Here is a 20,827-nt window from a genome sequence, read left to right as displayed (position 1 = left end):
TGATGATTTATTTTAGTATTCATAATCTAGCTCTGCAAATAATATACAAATTGTATTTTTAGATTAAAATACTTGTTAAACTCATTCGTTATCAATATATTGCTAGGCATTTTTACCCATTTTTTACCAGAATATGAACGCAGGTTTACATAATTATTTACACAAAAAAATTCTTCTGTTTACTCTTGTATGTTTTTTAGTGCTAACTGGTAATTCGCAGACTAAAATTGACAGTATTACAGATTTAGTTGAAAAGGCTTCAAAAAACATAAAATCAAAGGAAGACAAAAAACACTACATAGATTTACTCACATCTCTATCAAGCCACTACACTTATGATAATATTGATAGCTTAAAATCTATTTCTGAAAGGGTTTACAAACTAAGTAATACCATAAATTATAAAAAAGGAAAAGCAGATGCAATAGCTCATTTAGCATATTACAATTCTTATCAAGGAAACTCAGAATTAGCACTACAGCAATTAAATGAAGCTTTAAAACTTGCAAGAGAAGGAGACTACATTAGAGGACAAATAAATATTTTAAACCAAATAGGATCTGAAAACGCTTACATAGGTAAAAATAGTGATGCGCTAAAAGCATACTTAGAAGGTTCTGACATAGCATTGGCCAATAACAACAAAGTACTACTTTCCTTTATAAAAGACAACACTGCAAGCTTATATGCAACTCAAAAAGATTACAAACAAAGTATAGCTCTTTACAAAGAGGTTGACAAGTTGAATAAAGAAATTGGAAACCCAATATATATAGCAGAAACACATGCTAATATGTCTGATATATATATTAGAACCAATCAATTAGATTTAGCTACAAAATACATAGACAATAGCATAGCTACTTTTGAAAAACATAATGATAAAGAATGGCTATCCTACTGTTACATTAACAAGGCAAGAATTTTAATACAGCAAAATCAACCCAAATTTGCTTTAAAATGGCTAGATATTAGTGAAAATATTTTAAATGACTTAACAGATGACCGAACTGTAGTGTCTTTAGAAAATGCAAAAGCCAAAGCTTATTTAGGTTTAAAACAAACAGACAAGGCTGAAGAATCTGTTAACAAAGCTATAGAAATTGGATCTAGGTTTAACTTACTTGAAGAACTTGAAGAAGCGTACGAAACTCTATACCTAATACACAAACAAAATAATGATACTGATTTAGCTTTAGAGAGCTTAGAGATGTTTAAAAAAACATCTGACTCTATCTTAAGAAGAGAAAATAGCAACAGTTTAGGCGCTTTTAAAACAAGAACTGAATACGAAAGACAAAAAAGAGATACAGAAGCTGATGCTAAAAAAGAGATAGATAAGCACCAGAACTATCTTTACATAGCAATTGCTGCCTTGGTAGTATTAAGCTTTATTTTATTACTTATAAAAATTCAGGCTAATACTAGAAAAAAACTGTATAACCAATTAATAGAGCAAACTAAGGTTTTAAAAAAGAGAGAAAATGAACTCGAAAATATAAACAAGACTAAGGATAAACTCTTCTCTATTATTGGACACGATTTAAGAAATCCAATTGCAGCATTACAAAGCCTGTTAGATATGTTTGTTGCTAAAGATGTAGAAGCTGAAGACTTTATGCGGTTCATACCCAAATTGAAGAGTGATGTAGATGCATTATTTTTTACACTAACAAACCTACTTTCATGGAGTAGAACACAAATGAACGGAGGCTCTACCACGCCAAGCAATGCAAAAATGTACAACTTAGCACATAACAATATTAATTTACTTGCAGAACTAGCAGAAAATAAAAATATAAAAATAACCAATACAATACCAGAAAATGCCATTATTTGGGCAGATAAAAACCAGATGAGCGTTGTGGTGCGTAACTTGCTTAGTAATGCAATAAAGTTTACCAAAACAGGTGGTAATATTACAATTAACGCAAAAGAAACTACAAATAGTTGGATTATTAGTATACAGGACTCTGGTATAGGTATAAAACCAGAGTTAATTGAAGAATTGTTCTCAAATGATAATGCCATTGCTGTATCTTATGGTACAAACAATGAAAAAGGAACCGGTTTAGGACTTCCTTTATGCAAAGAAATGATTACAAACAACCAAGGTACTATCTGGGTAGAAAGTACCTTGGGAGAAGGTAGTACTTTTTATTTTGAACTACCAAAAAAAGAGATTTAACTCTTAAATTAAATCACTTAAGCTATTTACACCCGGGTAACGTTCTACAGTAAAACCCTCTGCGTGGTCTACCCCTATTAAACGGCCTAAATCTTGAGCTCTGTAAGTTACACTTTGCAAAAAATTTTGACTGGTAATAGGTGTTTGTGGCGCCTTACTATTAGTGTCATAAAACTGTGTTTTGTAAGCTAAAACAGACTTTACCTTAGTATCTATAAAACCTGTAACATCTACAACAAAATCTGGCTCAATATTTTTCCACTGTATATAATGATAAACGTGCTTAGGTCTCCATTTTTGTTGCGACTCACCATTTAAGTCTGTTTCAATTTTTAATAATCCACTTAAAAAACAAGCATCGCTAACTAACTTACTACCTTTACCGTGGTCTATATGCCTATCATCAATAGCATTACACAACACAATATCTGGTTGGTATTTACGTACCATTTTTATTATTTGTAATTGATGTGCTTTATCATTTACAAAAAAACCATCCTCAAATGCTAAATTTTCTCGTACACTAACCCCTAAAATCTTAGCTGCTTCCGCTGCCTCTTCATCTCTAGTTTCTGCCGTACCTCTAGTACCTAACTCACCCCTTGTTAAGTCTACAATACCAACTTTTTTACCGTTGGCTATTTCTTTTGCTATTGTTGCTCCTGCTCCTAGCTCTGCATCATCTGGGTGTGCCCCAAAAACTAATATATCTAATTTCATTTTATAGTATAATCTATTTTACTTTAGCTAATGCTTGTTCTATATCAGCTATTAAATCTTCTACTTCTTCAATACCCACAGAAAAACGAATTAAACCATCTTTAATTCCTTGTTTTTCTCTTTCCTCTGCACTTAATAATGAATGAGATGTTAAGGTTGGAGATAACACTGTACTCTCTACACCCGCTAAACTCATAGATGGCTTTATAAGTTGTAATGCATTTTGGAAATCCATAGCATCTATGTCGTTCTTAAGCTCAAAAGATAACATACCTCCAAAACCTTTCATTTGAGACTTTGCTAACTCATAATCTGGATGCGACTGTAAACCTGGATAATACACCTTTTCTACATTTTTATTTTGATGTAGATATTCTGCCATTTTTTGTGCATTTTCATTTTGGGCTTTTACTCGTATTCCCATAGTTTTCATACTACGCTCTAACAACCATACTGTATAATCACTTAAACTACCTCCAAAATTTTTAGCTAGCTGAAAAATCTTATCTATATTTTTAGCTGATGATGCTACAGCACCTGCACAAATGTCTGAATGTCCGCCCATATATTTAGTAGCACTGTGTATTACAACATCAATACCAAAATCTATTGGATTTTGATTAACAGGACTAGCAAATGTATTATCTATCATAGAAACCAAATTATACTTTTTAGCCAATAAAGCAACAGCTTTTAAATCTGTAATAGTTAGTAAAGGGTTAGATGGTGTTTCTATATAAATAACCTTGGTATTTTTTTTAATTTTAGCTTCAAAATCTTCAGGTTTTAAGCCGTCTGTTAAAGAGTATTCTATTCCAAACTTAGCAAACTCTTCTTCAATTAAATTATAAGTACCTCCATATAATGTTTTTTGCAAAACAATATGATCTCCAGCGTGTAAAAAAGCCATTAATGATGTGCTTACCGCTGCCATTCCGCTTCCAAAAATTAATCCTGCTTCTGTATGTTCTAATGCTGCAACTTTTTTACATAAGGCTTCTTGGTTTGGAGTATTAAAATACCTTGGATATCTTTTTACATCTACACCTTCAAAAGCGTAAGAAGAACTCATATATAATGGAGACACTGCTCCTTTAAACTGCTTATCCTCTACCTCTCCTGTGTGTGTACAAATTGTATTTAAACCTGCCTTAGATTGCTTCATTTTTATTGTTTTAGTTCTATTTTAGTTGGTCTATCAAAGTTACAAATTTAGAACCTAAACAACCTAACAAATCTATTTTGCATTACACACCGTATATAAATGTAACAACAGTATAAAAAATTGAATAAATACCAACAAATGACATTTAAAACTATAGTTTACAGCATTTTAATATGCAGTTCTTTTATTGCTTGCTCTACAGATAGCGAATCTACTCCTTCTTTTACAGATGGTAATAATGATATTATAACAGAAGAAATTAAAGAAAGAAACAGAAAAAACGTTGGTTCCTCTGCTAATGATTTACTTTCTAACTCCACTTACAAATCTACTGTTTTTGAAATATTCTACGTAAAAGATTACAAACCTACAGATGAAACTATAGAGAACTTTAAAAAATTTGTTACAGAACGATTAAATAAATCTAAAGGATGGGAATTACGTCTTGAAGAAATAACGGTTCCGGCAAAAACATCCTACACTGTAGATGATATTATTGCTATGGAAAACAACCTGCGTACCCAATACAATACAGATGATAAAATAGCCGTTTTTGGTATTTATTTAGATGCGGAATATGCTAATAACACAGAAAACGGATCGGTTTTAGGTATTGCTTACCAAAACACATCTTTTGCTATTTTTGAAAACACCGTTAAATCGTTTAGCAACAAACCCTTGGCTCCTAGCAGGACAGTACTATCTTCTACTGTGCTTAATCATGAATTTGGGCATTTACTTGGTTTAGTTAATGTTGGTTCTAACATGCAAACAGATCACCAAGACACTGCACACGGCAAACATTGTAATGTAGAAGATTGTTTAATGTTTTGGACAGCAGAAACAGGTGAGGGACTTTTAAACTCCATTACTGGAGGTCAAATACCAACGTTAGATCCACAATGTATAGCTGACTTGCAAGCTAATGGCGGAAAGTAAACTATTTAGAATAGTTTACTTTATACCTCCAGTAACTTATTGCACCAAGTATTGCTACACCTGCTGCTGTATACCATATAAACATTGGGGTAATTACCTGTGCACCACTAGCATAACTATGCAAACCTGCTAAGTAAAAGTTTACCCCAAAATATGTCATCATAATACTTGCAAAAGCTACTATACTAGCAAAATTAAATAACCATCTGCCGCGCAAGCCAGGTACAATTCTCATATGCACAACAAACGCATAAATCATAATAGATATTAAGGCCCAAGTTTCTTTAGGATCCCAGCCCCAATAACGTCCCCAACTTTCATTTGCCCACATACCGCCTAAAAAGTTTCCTATAGTAAGCATAACAAGTCCTGTTGTTAAAACAAGCTCATTAATTATAGTTAACTCTTTTAAGTTAAGATCCATACGAGCTTTGTTCTTTTTATTTGTTAGTATTATTAAAATTAACGATGTAACACCAAGAATCATCCCCACAGTTAAAGGGCCGTAACTACCCACAATTACAGCAACGTGTATCATTAACCAATAACTATCTAATACAGGCACTAGGTTAGATATAGATGGATCTACCCAGTTTTGGTGTGCTATCCATAACAACATTGCAGTTACAAATGTAGCTGCGGCAATAGTTAAATTACTTTTACGCGCAAAAAGTAAACCCATTCCTAGGGTTGCCCAAGCCACATAAATAATACTCTCATAAGCATCACTCCAAGGAGCGTGCCCAGAAATATACCAACGCAAAATTAAGCCTGCCGTATGCCATATAAACAATAAGTATATTGTTCCTTTAAAAAAGTACACAGCCACACGCCAAATACTACGGTCTTTAAAAATTTGAAAAACAAGAATAAAGAACAACAACAAGCCTACAACCGCATAAGATTTATATAGGACATTAAAAATATTTAGCTTATTGTACACTACCTCTATTTCTATTTTTCTGTCTGATGGTAATACTTCTTTTCCGTGGTTTATTTGATTTTGTTTTAAACCAGCTAACATTGTATTAGCTTTTGTATAATCTTCAGATTCTCTTGCTTTTCGCAATTCTAATAAATAATAAGGTATAGCATTTTTTATAAAATTATCGTACAATTCTTCTTGCACAGGAAACTGACCATTATTACTTCTATACTCTAAAGCAGATATCCATTTATTATTATCTACACCTAGCAACGGAAAAATCTTTAAAATTTCTCCACTTAAAGCTCTGTTTAAAAGCCCTAATCTAATATTAACATCTTTATAATCTTGCTGAAATTTATTAGGGTTATTAGTTGCAGTAGCTTCTACCAAAAACGGATCTAACTTGTAACTTTGCTTTTCATCAAAAAAGTCCATTAAAGTTGCATATCGTTGCCCAGCTGGCACACCTATAACTTTACGTATACTATCATTATATCCTTTTTTATCAATAGCAATAATGTGTGCATTAGCCCACAATTGTTGGTTAGACATCATTGATAAAAACACTTGATCTGATGTTAAGCCTAAATACTTATCTTTTAAACTTAGCTTACGCAATAGCTCTGATGTAAAAGTGTTTATAGGTTTCATACGCCCACCTTCATCTTGTATTACTAGCTTACCAAATTCCTCTGCATGTTCTTTAGGTACCGCAGTTGCTAAAATAATAGAGTCTACAACCTCTGGACTTGGTACAGCTGAGTGATTATGGCCATCACCAGGACTATGATCTTGTGCATTTACACTTTGAGAAGTTAAATTTAATAAAGCACCTAAAATTAAAACAGATGTAAGTTTTGCTTTTTTAGCTTTAATTTTATTTAAAGAAGCTCCTAAATCTTTAAACCTTGTTTTTCCAAAAAACATAATCCCCATTAAACCCGCATATAACATAAAATAACCAATATAAGTAATCCAAGTTCCCCATTGGTCATGATTAACAGATAACCTTGTTCCTAACTCATCAGGATCAAAACTAGCTTGAAAAAAACGATAACCTCTATGGTCTAATATATGATTCATAAAAATATCATAGTCAAAAGGTTTTTCATCTTCAATAGTTACCTTACTCATAAAAGATGCATAACCTTTTTCTGTACCAGGATACTTTTCAGCTATAAAATCATTTAATTTAATAGCAAAAGGCAACTCATGAATTTTAGATCCGTAAGACATTCTAAATTCTAAATCGCCAATTTTAAACGGATCAGAATACTGCATCATTCCTTTAGATCCTAATAGTTTTTTACGTACAGTATTGCCATTTACAGTAACATCTAAAATTAGCGCATCTGGCATATTTTCTGTACGCTCTTCGTCTGGAATACGTATAATTCCGTTTTTACCTTTAACCAAAGAATCTGGCATAACAAACTGCATATTTGCCATTTGGTATAAAGAACGCAATTGTAGTTTTTGTACTGTATCTTTTTTAACACCACCTTCTAACCTGTCTGCCATACGCATAAATGTCCCTTCAAAAGGAGATTGTATTGTATAACTAGAGTCTGTTGCAGTAATATTAATAGCTCCTTCTGTAGGCTTATTTAAAGCAAATAACACATTGTGTATACTTTGCACTACACCTTCTTCTAAATAATGATCATGGCGTCCACCACTGCTAGATTCTACTATTTTTAAAAAGTTTTTTCCTTCATCTCCAATTATTAAACCTTCTTTAGCACCATCTATAAAACCAGCATATGCTATAGTATATTCAGTTTTATCAAAATTAGTGTGTATTGGCAAGTCAGATTTTAATGCTTCTGCTGTAACAAGAATAGGATATTCACTCTTTTTTTGCATTTTTACACCATCTTTTTCACCATACACAATTGTAGAGATGTATGTTTTATCTGAAAAGAATACGTTTTCTGTTTCACCTTCACGTATAGGCATCATTCCTTCATAACTAATATACCTAGTTACAAAAGCACCAATAATAATAAAAATCCAAGAAAGGTGTAATAATAATACTGCCCATTTTTCTTTACGTAACAAGTTGTATCTAGCTATGTTTCCTATAAAATTAATTACAAAAAAGACCATAATAGCCTCAAACCAAACTGTGTTGTAAATCCATATTCTTGCTGTATCAGTGCTATACCAGCTTTCAATAAATGTCCCAAAAGCCATTGCGGTAGCAAATGCTATGAATAAAAATGACATTAAACGTGTAGAAAAAAAGAACTTCTTAATTAAATTTATCATCTTGGATAATAGTAAATGAATTGGTTTGCAAAAATACGCCCTTTTTGTGTTTTTTTATACCTAAAACAACAATAAATGTGTTAATGAAAACCTAATGTTTAAACTGTTTATGAACTAGTGTTTTGTCTAGCGTTAAAAATATGAATGTGAATATTAGACCCCATATTACGAGCTCTGTTTTTAGCTATATTAACATTGTCTCCTTCAAAAAGTTCATCTAACGTTTCTAACCAATAATTTAACCAGATACCAAAATGCATTTCGTTAATTGTATTATTGGTGTAATTATCTACTTTATTGTGTACCGCTATAGGGTTACCTTTATAGGTACCACGCTCTATAAATAACTGATTACTCCAAAAATTAGTAAGATGCTGTAAATGGTGATCCCAATCTGTTATTATACCATTAAAAATAGGACCTAAAGTTTCATCTTTGCGTATTTTATCATAAAAAGATGAAACTAATAAAAATACATTCTCTTTGGTTGTGAGCTCAAGTTTTTTCATATTACAAATACTATTTAATACATTAGCAAATAATTAAGCCTGTATTAGTTACAAAACTAAACAACAAAGCCTTAATAACAGTTAAAAAAGTAAAATTATGTTTAATAGTATACCGCTTAAAAAGTATATTTATCACACCCTTTTTTTGGTGTTATTAACTTGTAATATTAGTTGTTCTAATGAAGACGAATCTAGCTCTACAGAGGAAAATGCAGCAAAAGGCAACTGTATAGAAAATGGTGCTAAAATTACCATTGCAGGCAATCATAGTCACACTCTAAACATTACAATACAAGACATTACAAATGGCACACAAAAAAATTATACATTAGATGGTGCTACAGGACATACACATATGCTTACCATAACCGCAGAACATTTTACAAACTTAAAGACTAATAATGCTGTTACACTTGCAACAAGTACCAATGCAGGACACACGCACGCTGTAACAATTGGCTGTAAAGAATAATTTTTTTTAAATAGATTAGCTGTACTTTTGTAGTATGATTAGCGTAGTAATTATAGGAATAGGGAATATTGGCACACATTTATATACTGCCTTTAACAAGTTAAGCAATGTTACCGTTACAATGCTATACAACCGCACAGAAAAAGCTTTGTTGCCTTTTAAAAATGAGGTAAACACAACTACTGATTTTACAAAATTACCAAACGCTAATGTATACATTATTGCAACTGCTGATGATAGTATTGCTAAAGTATCTACACAATTACAACTGCAAAACAAATTAGTTGTACACACTTCTGGCAGTGTACCAATAAGCGTTTTAAATGATAAAAACCGCAAAGGATCTTTTTACCCATTACAAACCTTTAGCAAAGGAGCTATTGTAGATTTTAAAAGCATTCCTGTTTGTATAGAAGCAGAAAATAAGACTGATGAAGCCTTACTTCTTCAACTAGCAGAAAGTGTTTCTAACAGTGTACATAAAATATCATCGGAACAACGAAAATCCATACATTTGGCTGCGGTTTTTGTAAATAATTTTAGCAATCATATGTACCAAATTGGGCAAGAGATTTGTGAAGAAAACAAAGTTCCTTTCTCAATTTTATCACCTTTAATACAAGAAACCGTTGCAAAACTAAATACCTTATCTCCTTACAATGCACAAACAGGACCTGCAAAACGTAATGATATTGGTACAATGCAACGCCATATAACAGAACTAACTAACAATACGCATAAAGAAATATACAGCGTTATAAGCAAATCTATTACCAATACTTATGGAAAAAAGTTATAAAGAATACCTACACAATATTACCACTTTTGTTTTTGATGTAGATGGCGTTTTTACAGACGGATCTGTGCTTATTACAGAAAACGGAGAATTACTACGTAAAATGAATGTTAAAGATGGTTACGCACTTAAAACTGCAATACAAAAAGGCTTTAATGTTTGTATAATTTCTGGCGGTACTAGCGAAGGTGTACGTACTAGATTTAAAGGTTTAGGCGTTAAAGATATTTACTTAGGCGCTCACCTAAAAATAGAACCTATAAAAGAGTACTTATCTACTAATAATATAGATCCTAAAAATGTTTTGTATATGGGTGATGATATGCCAGATGTTCCTCCTATGAAACTTGTTGGTATGCCTACTTGTCCGCAAGATGCTATACCTGAAATTAAAGCCGTAAGTAAGTATATTTCTCAAAAAAACGGAGGTAATGGTTGTGCCAGAGATGTTATTGAGCAGGTTTTAAAAGCACAAGGCAAGTGGAATGATAATTATAGCGCTAAAAACGACTAAATGCTTTCTGAAAAACTAAAAGATTACAACATTATATTGGCTTCTGGCTCTCCTAGAAGGCATCAGTTTTTTAAAGAATTAGATATTAACTTTAAAGTTGATGTTAGACCTATTGAAGAGGTTTTTCCTAATCATTTAAAAGCCGAAGAAATTACAAATTATTTAGCTGCACTAAAAGCTGAACCATTTAAGGCATCTCTCCAAGAAAAAGATATTTTAATAACATCAGACACCATTGTTTGGCATAATAACGAGCAATTAGGAAAACCAAAAGATGCTGCAGATGCTATTAAAATGCTTACAAAATTGTCTGACTCTTGGCACCAAGTAGCTACATCTGTCTGTTTCACTTCAAAAAACAAACAAATTACAGAAAGTCATATTACTAAAGTAAAATTTAAAGCACTTAGCTTAGAAGAAATTACATATTACGTAGAAAACTATAAACCACTAGATAAAGCTGGTGCTTACGGTATACAAGAGTGGATTGGCCTAATTGCCATTGAAGAAATTATTGGCTCCTACCCTAACGTTGTTGGCCTACCTACGCATTTAGTTTATAAAACTTTGTTAACTATAGCAAATGCATAACATTTTAAGTAATTTTACTTAAAATGTATTTGTTATGAAAAAATTAGTTGAACTAGGTATAATAGCCGCTACACTATTAGTATCTAATGCGTGTAAAGAAAAAATACAAACCCAAGATGTTGCTGCTGTAACTCCTGAAAAGGTTATTGAAAAAAAAGAACCAAAACCACTGTCTAATCAATTTAAAAAGTATTGGTACAATGGTACTGCAGAAATAACATCCTACAATTTAGAACAGGCTAGATACGGAGAATTAAGAAAAGGTTCTGCTGTTTTGGTTTTTGTTACAGAACCTTTTAATGCTAAAAATCAAGTAAAAGCAGATAACCCAGACAAAACAAGCGTTCCTGTTTTAAAATTAAACAGCACTAAAAAATTCTATACTGGTATTTATCCATACTCTGTTATGTCTAGCACCTTTTATCCAGTTGGCGATAATTCTGCTTCATTAAAAATCACAAACTCTGTACAGGAATGGTGCGGACAAGTTTTTTCTCAGTTAAATAACAAAGATAAATTTGAAGTTTCATCTTTTTCTTATTTTGAAAGTGAAGGAGATAAAAATTTTAGTTTAGATAAAAACATTTTAGAGAACGATTTATGGGCTAAAATTAGAATTAACCCAGATAGTTTACCAACAGGCAAATTACAAATTATACCTTCTTTTCAATATATAAGGTTTTCTCATAAAAAACTTAAGGCATACACCGCAAACATTACTAAAACTCAAAAAGACAACGTAACCGTTTATAGCATAGATTACCCTGACTTAAAACGTAACTTAACAATAACATACACTACTGCTTTTCCGCACACTATAGAAAGCTTTACAGAAACACATAAAAGTGGCTTTGGAACAGATATTAAAATGCTAACCACAAAAGCAACATTAAACAAAAGGATAAACACTGCTTATTGGCAACAAAACAGCAATAAGGACTTACATTTTAGAGATAGTTTAGGATTATGAATGAATTTATAGACACACACCAACAACAACTTATTAATAGCTTAATTTGTTTTATTGCCTTTTTTATTATTCGCTACCTAACTGCTAAAGCAATACATAAAATAGGAAGAATAAGCGACATTAACAGAGTGCGCACCAAGTTAATTATTAGATATATAACCATATTATTTATGGCTATAAGCTTTATAGTTATTGTTTACATTTGGCAAGTAAATTTTGAAGATCTTGGAATTATTTTTTCATCTGTATTTGCCGTATTAGGTGTTGCATTATTTGCATCATGGTCTATATTAAGTAATATTACTGCTGGCGTTATTTTATTTTTCTCTTTCCCTTTTAAAATAGGAGATCGTATAAAAATACTAGATGGAGATTTTGCTGAAGAAGTAGACATTTTAGACATTAAGGCTTACCATATTTACCTTAAAAAAGACAACGGGGAACTCCTTACCTACCCAAACAATTTACTTTTACAAAAAGGTGTTGTACTTATTAATAGAGATGATAATGACGATACTACAGAAGGAGATTACATTTAAAAAGTTGCTGTATGAAAAGAAAAAACAGGCGTAAAGTAAATCCGTATTCTGATAAAAAAAGTTTTAATATTGAAGAGTTTAAAGCAAATTCATCTTTAATAACCTACTCTAAAGAAAGTTATCATTTATTAAAAGGAGAAGAATTAAATGAAATATCTATAACAAAAGATACCTCTGTTATTTCTTGGTTAAACATCTATGGTTTTCAGCATTCGCAAGCTGTACGCAAAATAATTGCAGACAATAATATGGATGAATTTTTAATAAACCTTGTTATAGATAACAACCATAGAAATAAAGTAATAGAACTAGATGATTGCTTTTTTTTAACATTAAAATCTCCTTATTATTCTTCCGAAAGTAACGAAACAAAGTTTGAGCAAATGGTTTTTGTTGTTGGCGAAACCTACGTTTGGAGCATACAAGAGGTAGAAGGAGATCATTTTCAACATTTAAGAGAACGTATAGAAAAAAACCTAGGTATTATTAGAAAAAAAGGTGCAGACTACCTGTTTTACCTCCTAATGGAAGCTATAATAGACAATTATTACATTGCTTATGATAAACTTACCGAAGCTAATATTGGTCTAGACAATTTAAATGAAACCAAACCAACACCTGAGTTTGCTTTAAAAGTTGAAAACAATAAAAGACAACTTAACCAAATTAAAAGAATGACTATTAGCATTAAAGATGCTATAAACCAACTAGAAAATATTGATTGTTTTGAGTTTGACATAAAGTATTTTATAGAAATTAAAGAACAAATTGGTTTAATGAGTGATGAAATTGATTTTAACCTAAACCAATTAGATAGCACTTTAAACCTAATGTTTAGTATACAAAACCATAGGTTAAACGAGGTAATGAAAACCTTAACTATATTTTCTGTAATTTTTATTCCGCTTACTTTTTTAGCTGGCATTTACGGTATGAACTTTAAAAATATGCCAGAACTACAAACTGAATATGGCTATTTTATATTATTAGGTGTTATGGTTTTGGTGTCTATAGTATCTATAATATTCATCAAAAGAAAAAAATGGTTTTCATAATTTCTCATCAAAATTTAAAATTGTTAACAAACCTCTTAAAAACGGTGTTAAAGAACCTTTAAAATTCTCTTTGTAAAGCTTAGAACTTGTTATATTTGGACATCAACCAAAATTAACATTTATGCGCCAACTATTGGTATCCTGCGTAATTTCTCTATTATGCATTAACTTAGGATTTTCTCAAGCCCCCAAAAAAAATTCATCTACAGAAATTTATCACTCTTTACAAAAGCTAAACTTTTTAGGTTCTGCGTTATACATTGCTGCTCATCCAGATGATGAAAATACCAGATTAATATCATACCTATCTAACAACGTAAAAGCCAAAACAGCATATTTATCTTTAACTCGCGGAGATGGCGGACAAAACTTAATTGGACCAGAAATTAGAGAGCAATTAGGTGTTTTACGTACTCAAGAATTGCTTGGTGCACGTAGTAAAGATGGTGGAGAGCAATTTTTCTCTAGAGCAAATGATTTTGGTTACTCTAAACACCCAGATGAAACTTTAGCCATTTGGAATAAAAAAGAAGTTTTAGGAGATGTTGTACAAATTATTAGGCAATATAAGCCAGATGTTATTATAAACAGATTTAACCACAGAACTCCTGGTACTACACACGGTCACCACACTACTTCTGCAATGCTAAGCGTAGAGGCTTTTGATTTGGTAAATGATGCTAATGCATATCCAGAACAATTAAAACTAACTGAAACTTGGCAACCAAAACGTATGTTTTTTAATACTTCATGGTGGTTTTATGGTAGTGAAGAAGCTTTTAATAAAGCTGACAAAAGTAAATTAATGAAATTAGATGTTGGTGTCTTTTACCCAATACTAGGTGTTTCTAATAATGAAATTGCTGCACTTGCTAGCAGTCAGCATTTATGCCAAGGTTTTGGTAGAATATCTACAAGAGGTAGCCAAGATGAGTATATTGAGCTTTTAAAAGGTGATATGCCTAAAGGCGATGATATTTTTGAAGGCATTAATACTACTTGGTCTAGAATAGATGGTGGTGATGCTATTGGAAAAATACTAAACAAGGTTGAAGAAAATTTTAATTTCAAAAATCCGTCTTCACATTTACCAGAGCTTATAGAGGCTTATAAATTACTACAAAAATCTACAGATAAACACTGGAAAAATATTAAATCTAAAGAACTAGAAAATATTATTACTGCTGTAGCTGGTTTGTATTTAGAAGCAAATGCTAATTATACCAACAGTACGCCTTCTGGTAATTTTAAAGTATCTATAGAAGCGTTAAACAGAAGCACTGCAAATATTGTTTTAAAATCTGTAAACGTTGGTACTACTACCCTAACGCCTAATATTTTGTTAGAAAACAACACAAAGCAAAACCTAACTTTAGATGTTGCTGTACCTGCAGATACAAAATACACTAGCCCTTATTGGTTAATGGAAAAAGGTACACTAGGTATGTACACTGTAAAAGATAAAAAACTAATAGGCAAACCAGAGACACCAAGAGCTTTTAATGCAGATTTTGAACTTAGTATTAACAATTACACTTTAACTATTACCAAACCTGTTGTTTATCACTACTCTAAACCAGACAAAGGAGAATTGTACAGACCTTTTGAAGTTTTACCGGAAGCTAGTGTTGGTATAAAAGATAAAGTTATTATTTTTTCTGATGAATCTTCAAAACAAATACCAGTAACAGTTAAGGCTTTAGCAGATGATATTTCTGGTGAAATAGAATTAACTTTTTCTAAAGGATGGAAAGTAGCTAATGCAAAACAAAATTTTAATATTAAAAAACGTGGAGACTCAAAAACAATTACATTTACTGTTACGCCTCCAAATAGCGAATCTGAAGGTTCTATTTTACCAGTTGTAAAAATTAATGGCAAAGAACTTAATAAAGAGCTTGTAGTTATATCTTATGATCATATACCTACACAATCTGTTTTATTACCGTCTGAAGCTAAAGTAGTACGTTTAGACATTAAAAAAACAGGAAAAAACATTGGTTACATTACTGGTGCAGGAGATAAAATTCCTGAGAGTTTAGAGCAAATTGGCTACAATGTTTCTATCATAGACCCTAACAGCATCAATACTGCTTCATTAAAAGGTTTTGATGCTATTGTGGTTGGTATTAGAGCTTATAATGTAGTAGACCAATTAAAATTTAAACAACACTTTTTATTAGACTATGTTAAAAACGGAGGTAATTTAGTAATACAATATAATACAGCTGGCCGCAGCAAACTAGGTGTAGATAACCTTGCCCCTTACCCATTAGAACTTTCTAGAGACAGAGTTACTAATGAGTTTGCAGAAGTTACCATTTTAGCAAAAGATCATCCTGTGGTAAACACTCCAAACAAAATTACTACTAACGACTTTAATAATTGGGTACAAGAACGTGGTTTATACTTTCCTAACAAATGGGGTAAAGAATTTACTCCTATTTTAGCAATGGCAGATAAAGGAGAAGAGGCAAAAAAAGGTAGTATTTTAATTGCTGCTTATGGAAAAGGAAATTACGTATATACAGGAATTAGCTTTTTTAGAGAATTACCTGCTGGTGTACCAGGGGCATATAAATTATTTGCCAATTTATTATCACTTCCTAAAAAAAAATAAAACACTATGAAAGATAAATTTATTTGGAAAAAAGAATATTCTTGGGTGTTACTATTAAACTTAATGTATGCCATTGTTTTTTTTATAATAATGAAAATTTACAATTAGTATGGCAGAAATAGATTGGTATTTACTTATTGGAACGCTACTATTTATTGTTGGTTTTGGCGTGTACAAAACAAAAGGAAGTAAAAATGTAAACGATTATGTTTTAGGTGGCAACCAGTCTAAATGGTGGACAATTGGGTTGTCTGTAATGGCTACACAAGCTAGCGCAATTACATTTTTATCTACTCCAGGACAAGCCTATAACTCAGGAATGGGCTTTGTGCAATTTTACTTTGGTTTACCATTAGCTATGGTAGTAATATGTATGGTTTTTGTACCATTATATCACAAACTAAAGGTATACACTGCTTATGAGTTTTTAGAAAACAGGTTTGATGTTAAAACCAGAACACTTGCTGCGTTTTTATTTCTAATTCAGCGTGGCTTAGCTGCTGGTATAACCATTTACGCTCCTTCTATTATTTTATCTGCAGTACTAGGTTGGGATTTAAGAATTTTGAATATTTTAATTGGTATTCTGGTTATAATTTACACCGTATCTGGCGGTACAAAGGCAGTAAGCGTTACCCAAAAACAGCAAATGTTTATTATTATGCTGGGTATGTTTGTGGCTTTTTATTTTATTTTAGATTATTTACCAGACGATATTACATTTAGCAAAGCCTTAAAGGTTGCTAGTGCAAGTGATAAATTAAATATTTTAGACTTTAGTTTAGACACACAGAGTAGGTACACTGTTTGGAGCGGATTAACTGGTGGATTTTTCCTGTTTATGTCTTATTTTGGTACAGATCAAAGTCAGGTACAGCGTTATTTATCTGGTAAATCAGTAAGAGAGAGTCAGCTTGGTTTAATTTTTAATGGGATTTTAAAAATTCCAATGCAATTTTTTATTTTATTAGTTGGTGTAATGGTATTTGTGTTTTATCAATACAACGTATCTCCTTTAAACTTTAACCCTGCTGCTACTGCTAAAGTAGAAAACTCTATTCACGCAGAAGACTACAAACTTTTACAGGAAGAACACAAGTACATAACAGAGCAAAAAATAGTTGCTCAAAATAAATTATCTGTAGCAATAGACCAAAACAATATTGGGGCACAAAAGAAAGCTAAAAATGAAATTATAACCCTAAATGAGCAAGAAAAGTTAGGTAGAGATGCAGGCAAAAATTTAATTAAGCAAGCAGATGATTCTGTAGAAACAAATGATACAGATTATGTTTTTATTCATTTTATATTAAACTACTTACCACAAGGAATTATAGGTCTTTTACTTGCCGTAATATTGTCTGCTGCTATGTCTTCAACAGCATCAGAACTTAATGCTTTGGGTACTATTAGCGCTTTAGATATCTATAAAAGGAGTATTAAACAAGGAGAAACAGAAGAACACTACGTTAAAGCATCTAAAGTACTAACACTAATTTGGGGTATTTTAGCCATATTAATTGCCTGTGTAGCTAGCTTGTTTGATAATTTAATACAATTGGTTAACATTATAGGTTCTATTTTTTACGGTAACGTGTTGGGCATCTTTTTACTAGCGTTCTTTTTTAAATATGTAAAAGGTAATGCCGTATTTGTTGCTGCAATTATTACGCAGGTTATTGTAATATTTGGTTGGGCTTTTGATTGGATGTCTTACCTATGGCTAAATGCCTTTGGCTGTGCTTTAGTAATTTCTATAGCAATAATGTTAGAGGGTTTTGACCGAATGATGAAAACCGAAAACGAAATGAAAATATAATATAATATAAAATTTCATCTACAAAAAAGCCCGTAAAACAATTGTTTTACGGGCTTTTATTATTTTAATAATAGAGGTTATTTAGCTCCCCACTCTTTTAAAGAGTCTTCGTTCATTTTTATGTAATCTGCATTACCAGCTTCTTTAGAACCAGCTAAAGATTTTTTAGCAGTTTCAATGGCTTTTTTCTTATCACCAGCCTTAGCATAAATTAAAGACAATTGTCTTAATTGGTAAAAAGCAGGTTTCTCCATCATACTCATAGCTTTCTCCATCCAAGTTTTTGCTTGGTTAATATCTTTACCAGCTTCTTTATAATAAACAGCAGCAGCATAGTAGTCTTGTGCACTTGGGCCATTCATTGTTTTAGTAATTGCAGCAGTAACTGTTTTATCTGTTGGTACATCAAACTTAGCACCTACATATACATCTTCCCATAAAATACCTAATACAGCAGAACTAGCTGTTAAATCATCAAAAGTCATTGTAAAAGTTTCAATTTTCATAGGCATTTTTACAACATCTGCTTTAACTGTAGCAGCAACTTTAGCATTGTCCCAAGCTTTAGGTGTTCCCCAATTGTTAGTATCTGCATAAAAAATAATTTCCCAAGAGCTTTCTCCTGGTTTAGTAAACACCGCATAAGAACCAGCTTTTACTTCTTTACCACCTATAGTAACGTTGTTACTAAAAGTAATTGTTGTGTTTTTGTTAGCTCCTGTTCTCCATAATTTAGAAAAAGGTACTAGGTTACCAAAAACTTCTCTTCCTCTCATAGATGGTCTAGAGTATTCTAAAGTAACATCTGTTAAACCTACTTTTTGTTCTATTTTAGTAAACGGACTAGGTTGTGGTGTTTCAATTTGTGCTTGTACTCCTGTTAAGGCAAACACAGCAACTAATACTAATGCAATTTTTTTCATTTGATTTATAGTTTTTTAAGTTTCTTCAAAATTAAGGCACACCTATCCCTTTAAATGTTAACAAAACCTTAAATTTTATTACATAAAATTACTTAAAAAAACAACACACTAATTGGCGTTTAACTTATAAATACTTGCGCTAGCACCTAATTTTGTAAAAGACTCAGAAGATAAATAATAAGTGCCATCTGTATAAGTAGTTACCCCTTCCATTTGCACAAAACCCAAGTCTAACTGTGTCTTTTTAACAGTCCCTGCAAACAAATTATTAGCACTACTATTTTCTATTTCAACCACAAACGGCATCATAAACATATTATAACCAACCAAAAGTACGCTGTTATCTTGTTTATTATAAGTTGCACCCGTTACCAAGCCTTTTGTGTTGTATTCACCCACTTTTGTTGCCACATATTTACCTGGTTTTACAGGAATTTTATAAGCGCTAGTTTTCTTCTCTCTCCATTGCTTAGTTAAAATATAAAGCTCGTTATTTTTACAAAACATAGCTTCTGCATCAAAATTACTACTGCTTTTACGCGTGTTATTTTTTTTATCTGGATAGCTAAAATAAATTTTTTCTGCTGTTACTTTACTTAATGTTCTTATATCTTTTTTAGATAATTTATATACCACAAGGTCTTCTCTGTCTCCCCAATAATTTCCAAAATCACCCACATAAATATAATTTTGGTCTTGAGCCAAATCTTCCCAATCAATATTTTTAGCATTTACAACTTCTATCTCTTTCTCTACCTTAAATGTTTTTTTATTAAGTTGATATAAGATTGGTGCATTACCAGAATCGTTGTGAGAAATTAAAGTATCATCAAAATAAAGTAAACCTGATGACTCTGAAACAACTTCTGGTAAAACGCCTACTAAAGAACTGGTAAATTGACCAAAAAAAGCGCCTAATGCCAAAGCAGAAATATATAACAGTGTTAACTTAACCTTCATTAATAAATACTTAATTTATAATTAGATGCAAAGCTACGTGTAACTTACAAGACTATAAATAGTTTTAAGTAAAAGCTAACATTTTAGAGTTCAAAATAGCAGTAAAACAGACATAAAAACAATTTTGTCTAATCTTTTAGTGAAATAGTTAGACATTTTTGTATCTTTGTTTTAGAAATACAAAAATTATGGCAAAGAAAAAGAAGATTACAGCAGAGGATATTATAAGTTTTTATATGGATTATGTATTAGAAAACGAAAAGCAACCGTCTTCTGTATACAAGTTTTCTAAGTCAAATAATTTTGATGAGGCCATTTTTTATAATTTCTTCAACTCTTTTGAAACATTAGAAAAAGAAGTTTTTAACGCTTTTTACAATTACACTATTAAAGCTTTAGAAGCAGATAAAGCATATTTAGACTTTAATAACAGAACAAAATTATTAAGCTTTTACTATACTTTTTTTGAGATGCTTACCGCAAACAGAAGTTATGTAGTATATGCTTTAAGTAAGCATAAGAACAAATTAAAGTATGTAGGTATTTTGTCTAAACTTAAAGAAAGTTTCACAAATTATATTACACATTTAGAAATTGAAACAATTGATCTTAAGCAAGAAAAATTAGAAAAAATTCAGCAAAAAACACTTAATGAATCTGCTTGGATACAATTGCTAATTACAATAAAGTTTTGGTTAGATGATACTTCGTCTTCATTTGAAAAAACAGATATATTTATTGAAAAAAGTGTTAATACCACGTTTGATTTACTAGACACTAAACCCTTACAAAGTATTATAGATCTAGGAAAGTTTATTTATAAAGAAAAAATTAATATGAACTTGTAA

Annotated in this window: 18 protein-coding genes; 12 read left to right on the top strand and 6 right to left on the bottom strand. The window is 31.4% G+C overall.

Features of this window, described 5'->3' with window-relative positions; translation table 11 throughout:
* Positions 1–133: 133 nt before the first annotated feature.
* Entirely contained in the window at positions 134–2,188 is a 2,055-nt protein-coding gene (locus JM80_RS11095) for an ATP-binding protein (RefSeq protein WP_144710113.1), read from the top strand.
* Between the two features lie 3 nt (positions 2,189–2,191).
* On the opposite strand, the gene bshB1 is transcribed toward JM80_RS11095, so the two are convergent.
* Positions 2,192–2,908, bottom strand: coding sequence for a bacillithiol biosynthesis deacetylase BshB1 (bshB1, locus tag JM80_RS11090; protein WP_013622704.1), 717 nt, complete (start codon positions 2,906–2,908; stop codon positions 2,192–2,194).
* Positions 2,909–2,921: 13 nt separating this feature from the next.
* Entirely contained in the window at positions 2,922–4,073 is a 1,152-nt protein-coding gene (locus tag JM80_RS11085) for a PLP-dependent aspartate aminotransferase family protein (RefSeq protein WP_144710111.1), read from the bottom strand.
* 138 nt (positions 4,074–4,211) lie between these two features.
* Between JM80_RS11085 and JM80_RS11080 the strand changes: the two genes are divergently transcribed.
* The gene (locus JM80_RS11080; RefSeq protein WP_013622706.1) at positions 4,212–5,012 is read left to right on the top strand and encodes a hypothetical protein; all 801 of its coding nucleotides are present in this window, start codon (positions 4,212–4,214) and stop codon (positions 5,010–5,012) included.
* A 1-nt stretch (position 5,013) separates the two neighbouring features.
* Here the strand turns inward: JM80_RS11080 and ccsA are convergent, their stop codons facing one another.
* Positions 5,014–8,211 (bottom strand): cytochrome c biogenesis protein CcsA, encoded by a 3,198-nt coding sequence (gene ccsA / locus JM80_RS11075; RefSeq protein WP_186439766.1) that lies wholly within the window; start codon positions 8,209–8,211, stop codon positions 5,014–5,016.
* Positions 8,212–8,318: 107 nt separating this feature from the next.
* The gene (locus JM80_RS11070) at positions 8,319–8,720 is read right to left on the bottom strand and encodes a group III truncated hemoglobin (RefSeq protein WP_034645444.1); all 402 of its coding nucleotides are present in this window, start codon (positions 8,718–8,720) and stop codon (positions 8,319–8,321) included.
* A gap of 97 nt (positions 8,721–8,817) precedes the next feature.
* Between JM80_RS11070 and JM80_RS11065 the strand changes: the two genes are divergently transcribed.
* The 9 genes from JM80_RS11065 to JM80_RS11025 all read left to right on the top strand — a co-directional run bounded on the left by JM80_RS11065 (position 8,818) and on the right by JM80_RS11025 (position 18,096).
* Positions 8,818–9,192 (top strand): hypothetical protein, encoded by a 375-nt coding sequence (locus JM80_RS11065; protein WP_144710109.1) that lies wholly within the window; start codon positions 8,818–8,820, stop codon positions 9,190–9,192.
* A 34-nt stretch (positions 9,193–9,226) separates the two neighbouring features.
* The gene (locus JM80_RS11060) at positions 9,227–9,991 is read left to right on the top strand and encodes a Rossmann-like and DUF2520 domain-containing protein (protein WP_013622710.1); all 765 of its coding nucleotides are present in this window, start codon (positions 9,227–9,229) and stop codon (positions 9,989–9,991) included.
* On the top strand, positions 9,975–10,502 hold the full coding sequence (locus tag JM80_RS11055) for an HAD family hydrolase (RefSeq protein WP_013622711.1): 528 nt from the start codon (positions 9,975–9,977) through the stop codon (positions 10,500–10,502). Before JM80_RS11060 ends, JM80_RS11055 begins: the two co-directional genes overlap by 17 nt.
* Positions 10,503–11,093, top strand: a complete 591-nt coding sequence (locus JM80_RS11050) for a Maf-like protein (RefSeq protein WP_013622712.1) — start codon at positions 10,503–10,505, stop codon at positions 11,091–11,093.
* Between the two features lie 34 nt (positions 11,094–11,127).
* The gene (locus tag JM80_RS11045) at positions 11,128–12,063 is read left to right on the top strand and encodes a septum formation inhibitor Maf (protein ID WP_144710107.1); all 936 of its coding nucleotides are present in this window, start codon (positions 11,128–11,130) and stop codon (positions 12,061–12,063) included.
* A complete protein-coding gene (locus JM80_RS11040; RefSeq protein ID WP_013622714.1) occupies positions 12,060–12,602 on the top strand; it encodes a mechanosensitive ion channel domain-containing protein in 543 nt (180 codons plus the stop codon). Before JM80_RS11045 ends, JM80_RS11040 begins: the two co-directional genes overlap by 4 nt.
* Positions 12,603–12,613: 11 nt before the next feature.
* Positions 12,614–13,657, top strand: coding sequence for a magnesium and cobalt transport protein CorA (locus JM80_RS11035; RefSeq protein ID WP_051456083.1), 1,044 nt, complete (start codon positions 12,614–12,616; stop codon positions 13,655–13,657).
* A gap of 121 nt (positions 13,658–13,778) precedes the next feature.
* Positions 13,779–16,277: a PIG-L family deacetylase gene (locus JM80_RS11030; RefSeq protein WP_144710105.1), complete on the top strand. Its 2,499-nt coding sequence runs from the start codon at positions 13,779–13,781 to the stop codon at positions 16,275–16,277.
* A gap of 109 nt (positions 16,278–16,386) precedes the next feature.
* Positions 16,387–18,096 (top strand): sodium:solute symporter, encoded by a 1,710-nt coding sequence (locus JM80_RS11025; RefSeq protein ID WP_075695724.1) that lies wholly within the window; start codon positions 16,387–16,389, stop codon positions 18,094–18,096.
* 77 nt (positions 18,097–18,173) lie between these two features.
* Here the strand turns inward: JM80_RS11025 and JM80_RS11020 are convergent, their stop codons facing one another.
* Together JM80_RS11020 and JM80_RS11015 are read right to left on the bottom strand one after the other, a co-directional pair.
* Positions 18,174–19,019 carry a DUF2911 domain-containing protein gene (locus JM80_RS11020; protein ID WP_034645427.1) on the bottom strand — a complete coding sequence of 282 codons (846 nt, stop codon included), beginning with the start codon at positions 19,017–19,019 and terminating at the stop codon, positions 18,174–18,176.
* A 108-nt stretch (positions 19,020–19,127) separates the two neighbouring features.
* Positions 19,128–19,979, bottom strand: a complete 852-nt coding sequence (locus JM80_RS11015) for a T9SS C-terminal target domain-containing protein (RefSeq protein WP_144710103.1) — start codon at positions 19,977–19,979, stop codon at positions 19,128–19,130.
* Positions 19,980–20,167: 188 nt separating this feature from the next.
* On the opposite strand from JM80_RS11015, the gene JM80_RS11010 reads away from it, so the two are divergent.
* Entirely contained in the window at positions 20,168–20,827 is a 660-nt protein-coding gene (locus tag JM80_RS11010; RefSeq protein ID WP_034645423.1) for a TetR family transcriptional regulator C-terminal domain-containing protein, read from the top strand.

Source organism: Cellulophaga sp. RHA_52 (assembly GCF_007827205.1).
GTDB classification, from domain to species: Bacteria; Bacteroidota; Bacteroidia; order Flavobacteriales; family Flavobacteriaceae; genus Cellulophaga; species Cellulophaga lytica.
Note: the sequence above shows the minus strand (reverse complement) of the source record. Positions and strands in the feature narration are given on the sequence as shown.

Coding starts and splice junctions, on each gene's coding strand:
- JM80_RS11095 (WP_144710113.1), top strand. CDS start 134: ATGAACGCAGGTTTACATAATTATTTACACAAAAAAATTCTTCTGTTT.
- bshB1 (WP_013622704.1), bottom strand. CDS start 2,908: ATGAAATTAGATATATTAGTTTTTGGGGCACACCCAGATGATGCAGAG.
- JM80_RS11085 (WP_144710111.1), bottom strand. CDS start 4,073: ATGAAGCAATCTAAGGCAGGTTTAAATACAATTTGTACACACACAGGA.
- JM80_RS11080 (WP_013622706.1), top strand. CDS start 4,212: ATGACATTTAAAACTATAGTTTACAGCATTTTAATATGCAGTTCTTTT.
- ccsA (WP_186439766.1), bottom strand. CDS start 8,211: ATGATAAATTTAATTAAGAAGTTCTTTTTTTCTACACGTTTAATGTCA.
- JM80_RS11070 (WP_034645444.1), bottom strand. CDS start 8,720: ATGAAAAAACTTGAGCTCACAACCAAAGAGAATGTATTTTTATTAGTT.
- JM80_RS11065 (WP_144710109.1), top strand. CDS start 8,818: ATGTTTAATAGTATACCGCTTAAAAAGTATATTTATCACACCCTTTTT.
- JM80_RS11060 (WP_013622710.1), top strand. CDS start 9,227: ATGATTAGCGTAGTAATTATAGGAATAGGGAATATTGGCACACATTTA.
- JM80_RS11055 (WP_013622711.1), top strand. CDS start 9,975: ATGGAAAAAAGTTATAAAGAATACCTACACAATATTACCACTTTTGTT.
- JM80_RS11050 (WP_013622712.1), top strand. CDS start 10,503: ATGCTTTCTGAAAAACTAAAAGATTACAACATTATATTGGCTTCTGGC.
- JM80_RS11045 (WP_144710107.1), top strand. CDS start 11,128: ATGAAAAAATTAGTTGAACTAGGTATAATAGCCGCTACACTATTAGTA.
- JM80_RS11040 (WP_013622714.1), top strand. CDS start 12,060: ATGAATGAATTTATAGACACACACCAACAACAACTTATTAATAGCTTA.
- JM80_RS11035 (WP_051456083.1), top strand. CDS start 12,614: ATGAAAAGAAAAAACAGGCGTAAAGTAAATCCGTATTCTGATAAAAAA.
- JM80_RS11030 (WP_144710105.1), top strand. CDS start 13,779: ATGCGCCAACTATTGGTATCCTGCGTAATTTCTCTATTATGCATTAAC.
- JM80_RS11025 (WP_075695724.1), top strand. CDS start 16,387: ATGGCAGAAATAGATTGGTATTTACTTATTGGAACGCTACTATTTATT.
- JM80_RS11020 (WP_034645427.1), bottom strand. CDS start 19,019: ATGAAAAAAATTGCATTAGTATTAGTTGCTGTGTTTGCCTTAACAGGA.
- JM80_RS11015 (WP_144710103.1), bottom strand. CDS start 19,979: ATGAAGGTTAAGTTAACACTGTTATATATTTCTGCTTTGGCATTAGGC.
- JM80_RS11010 (WP_034645423.1), top strand. CDS start 20,168: ATGGCAAAGAAAAAGAAGATTACAGCAGAGGATATTATAAGTTTTTAT.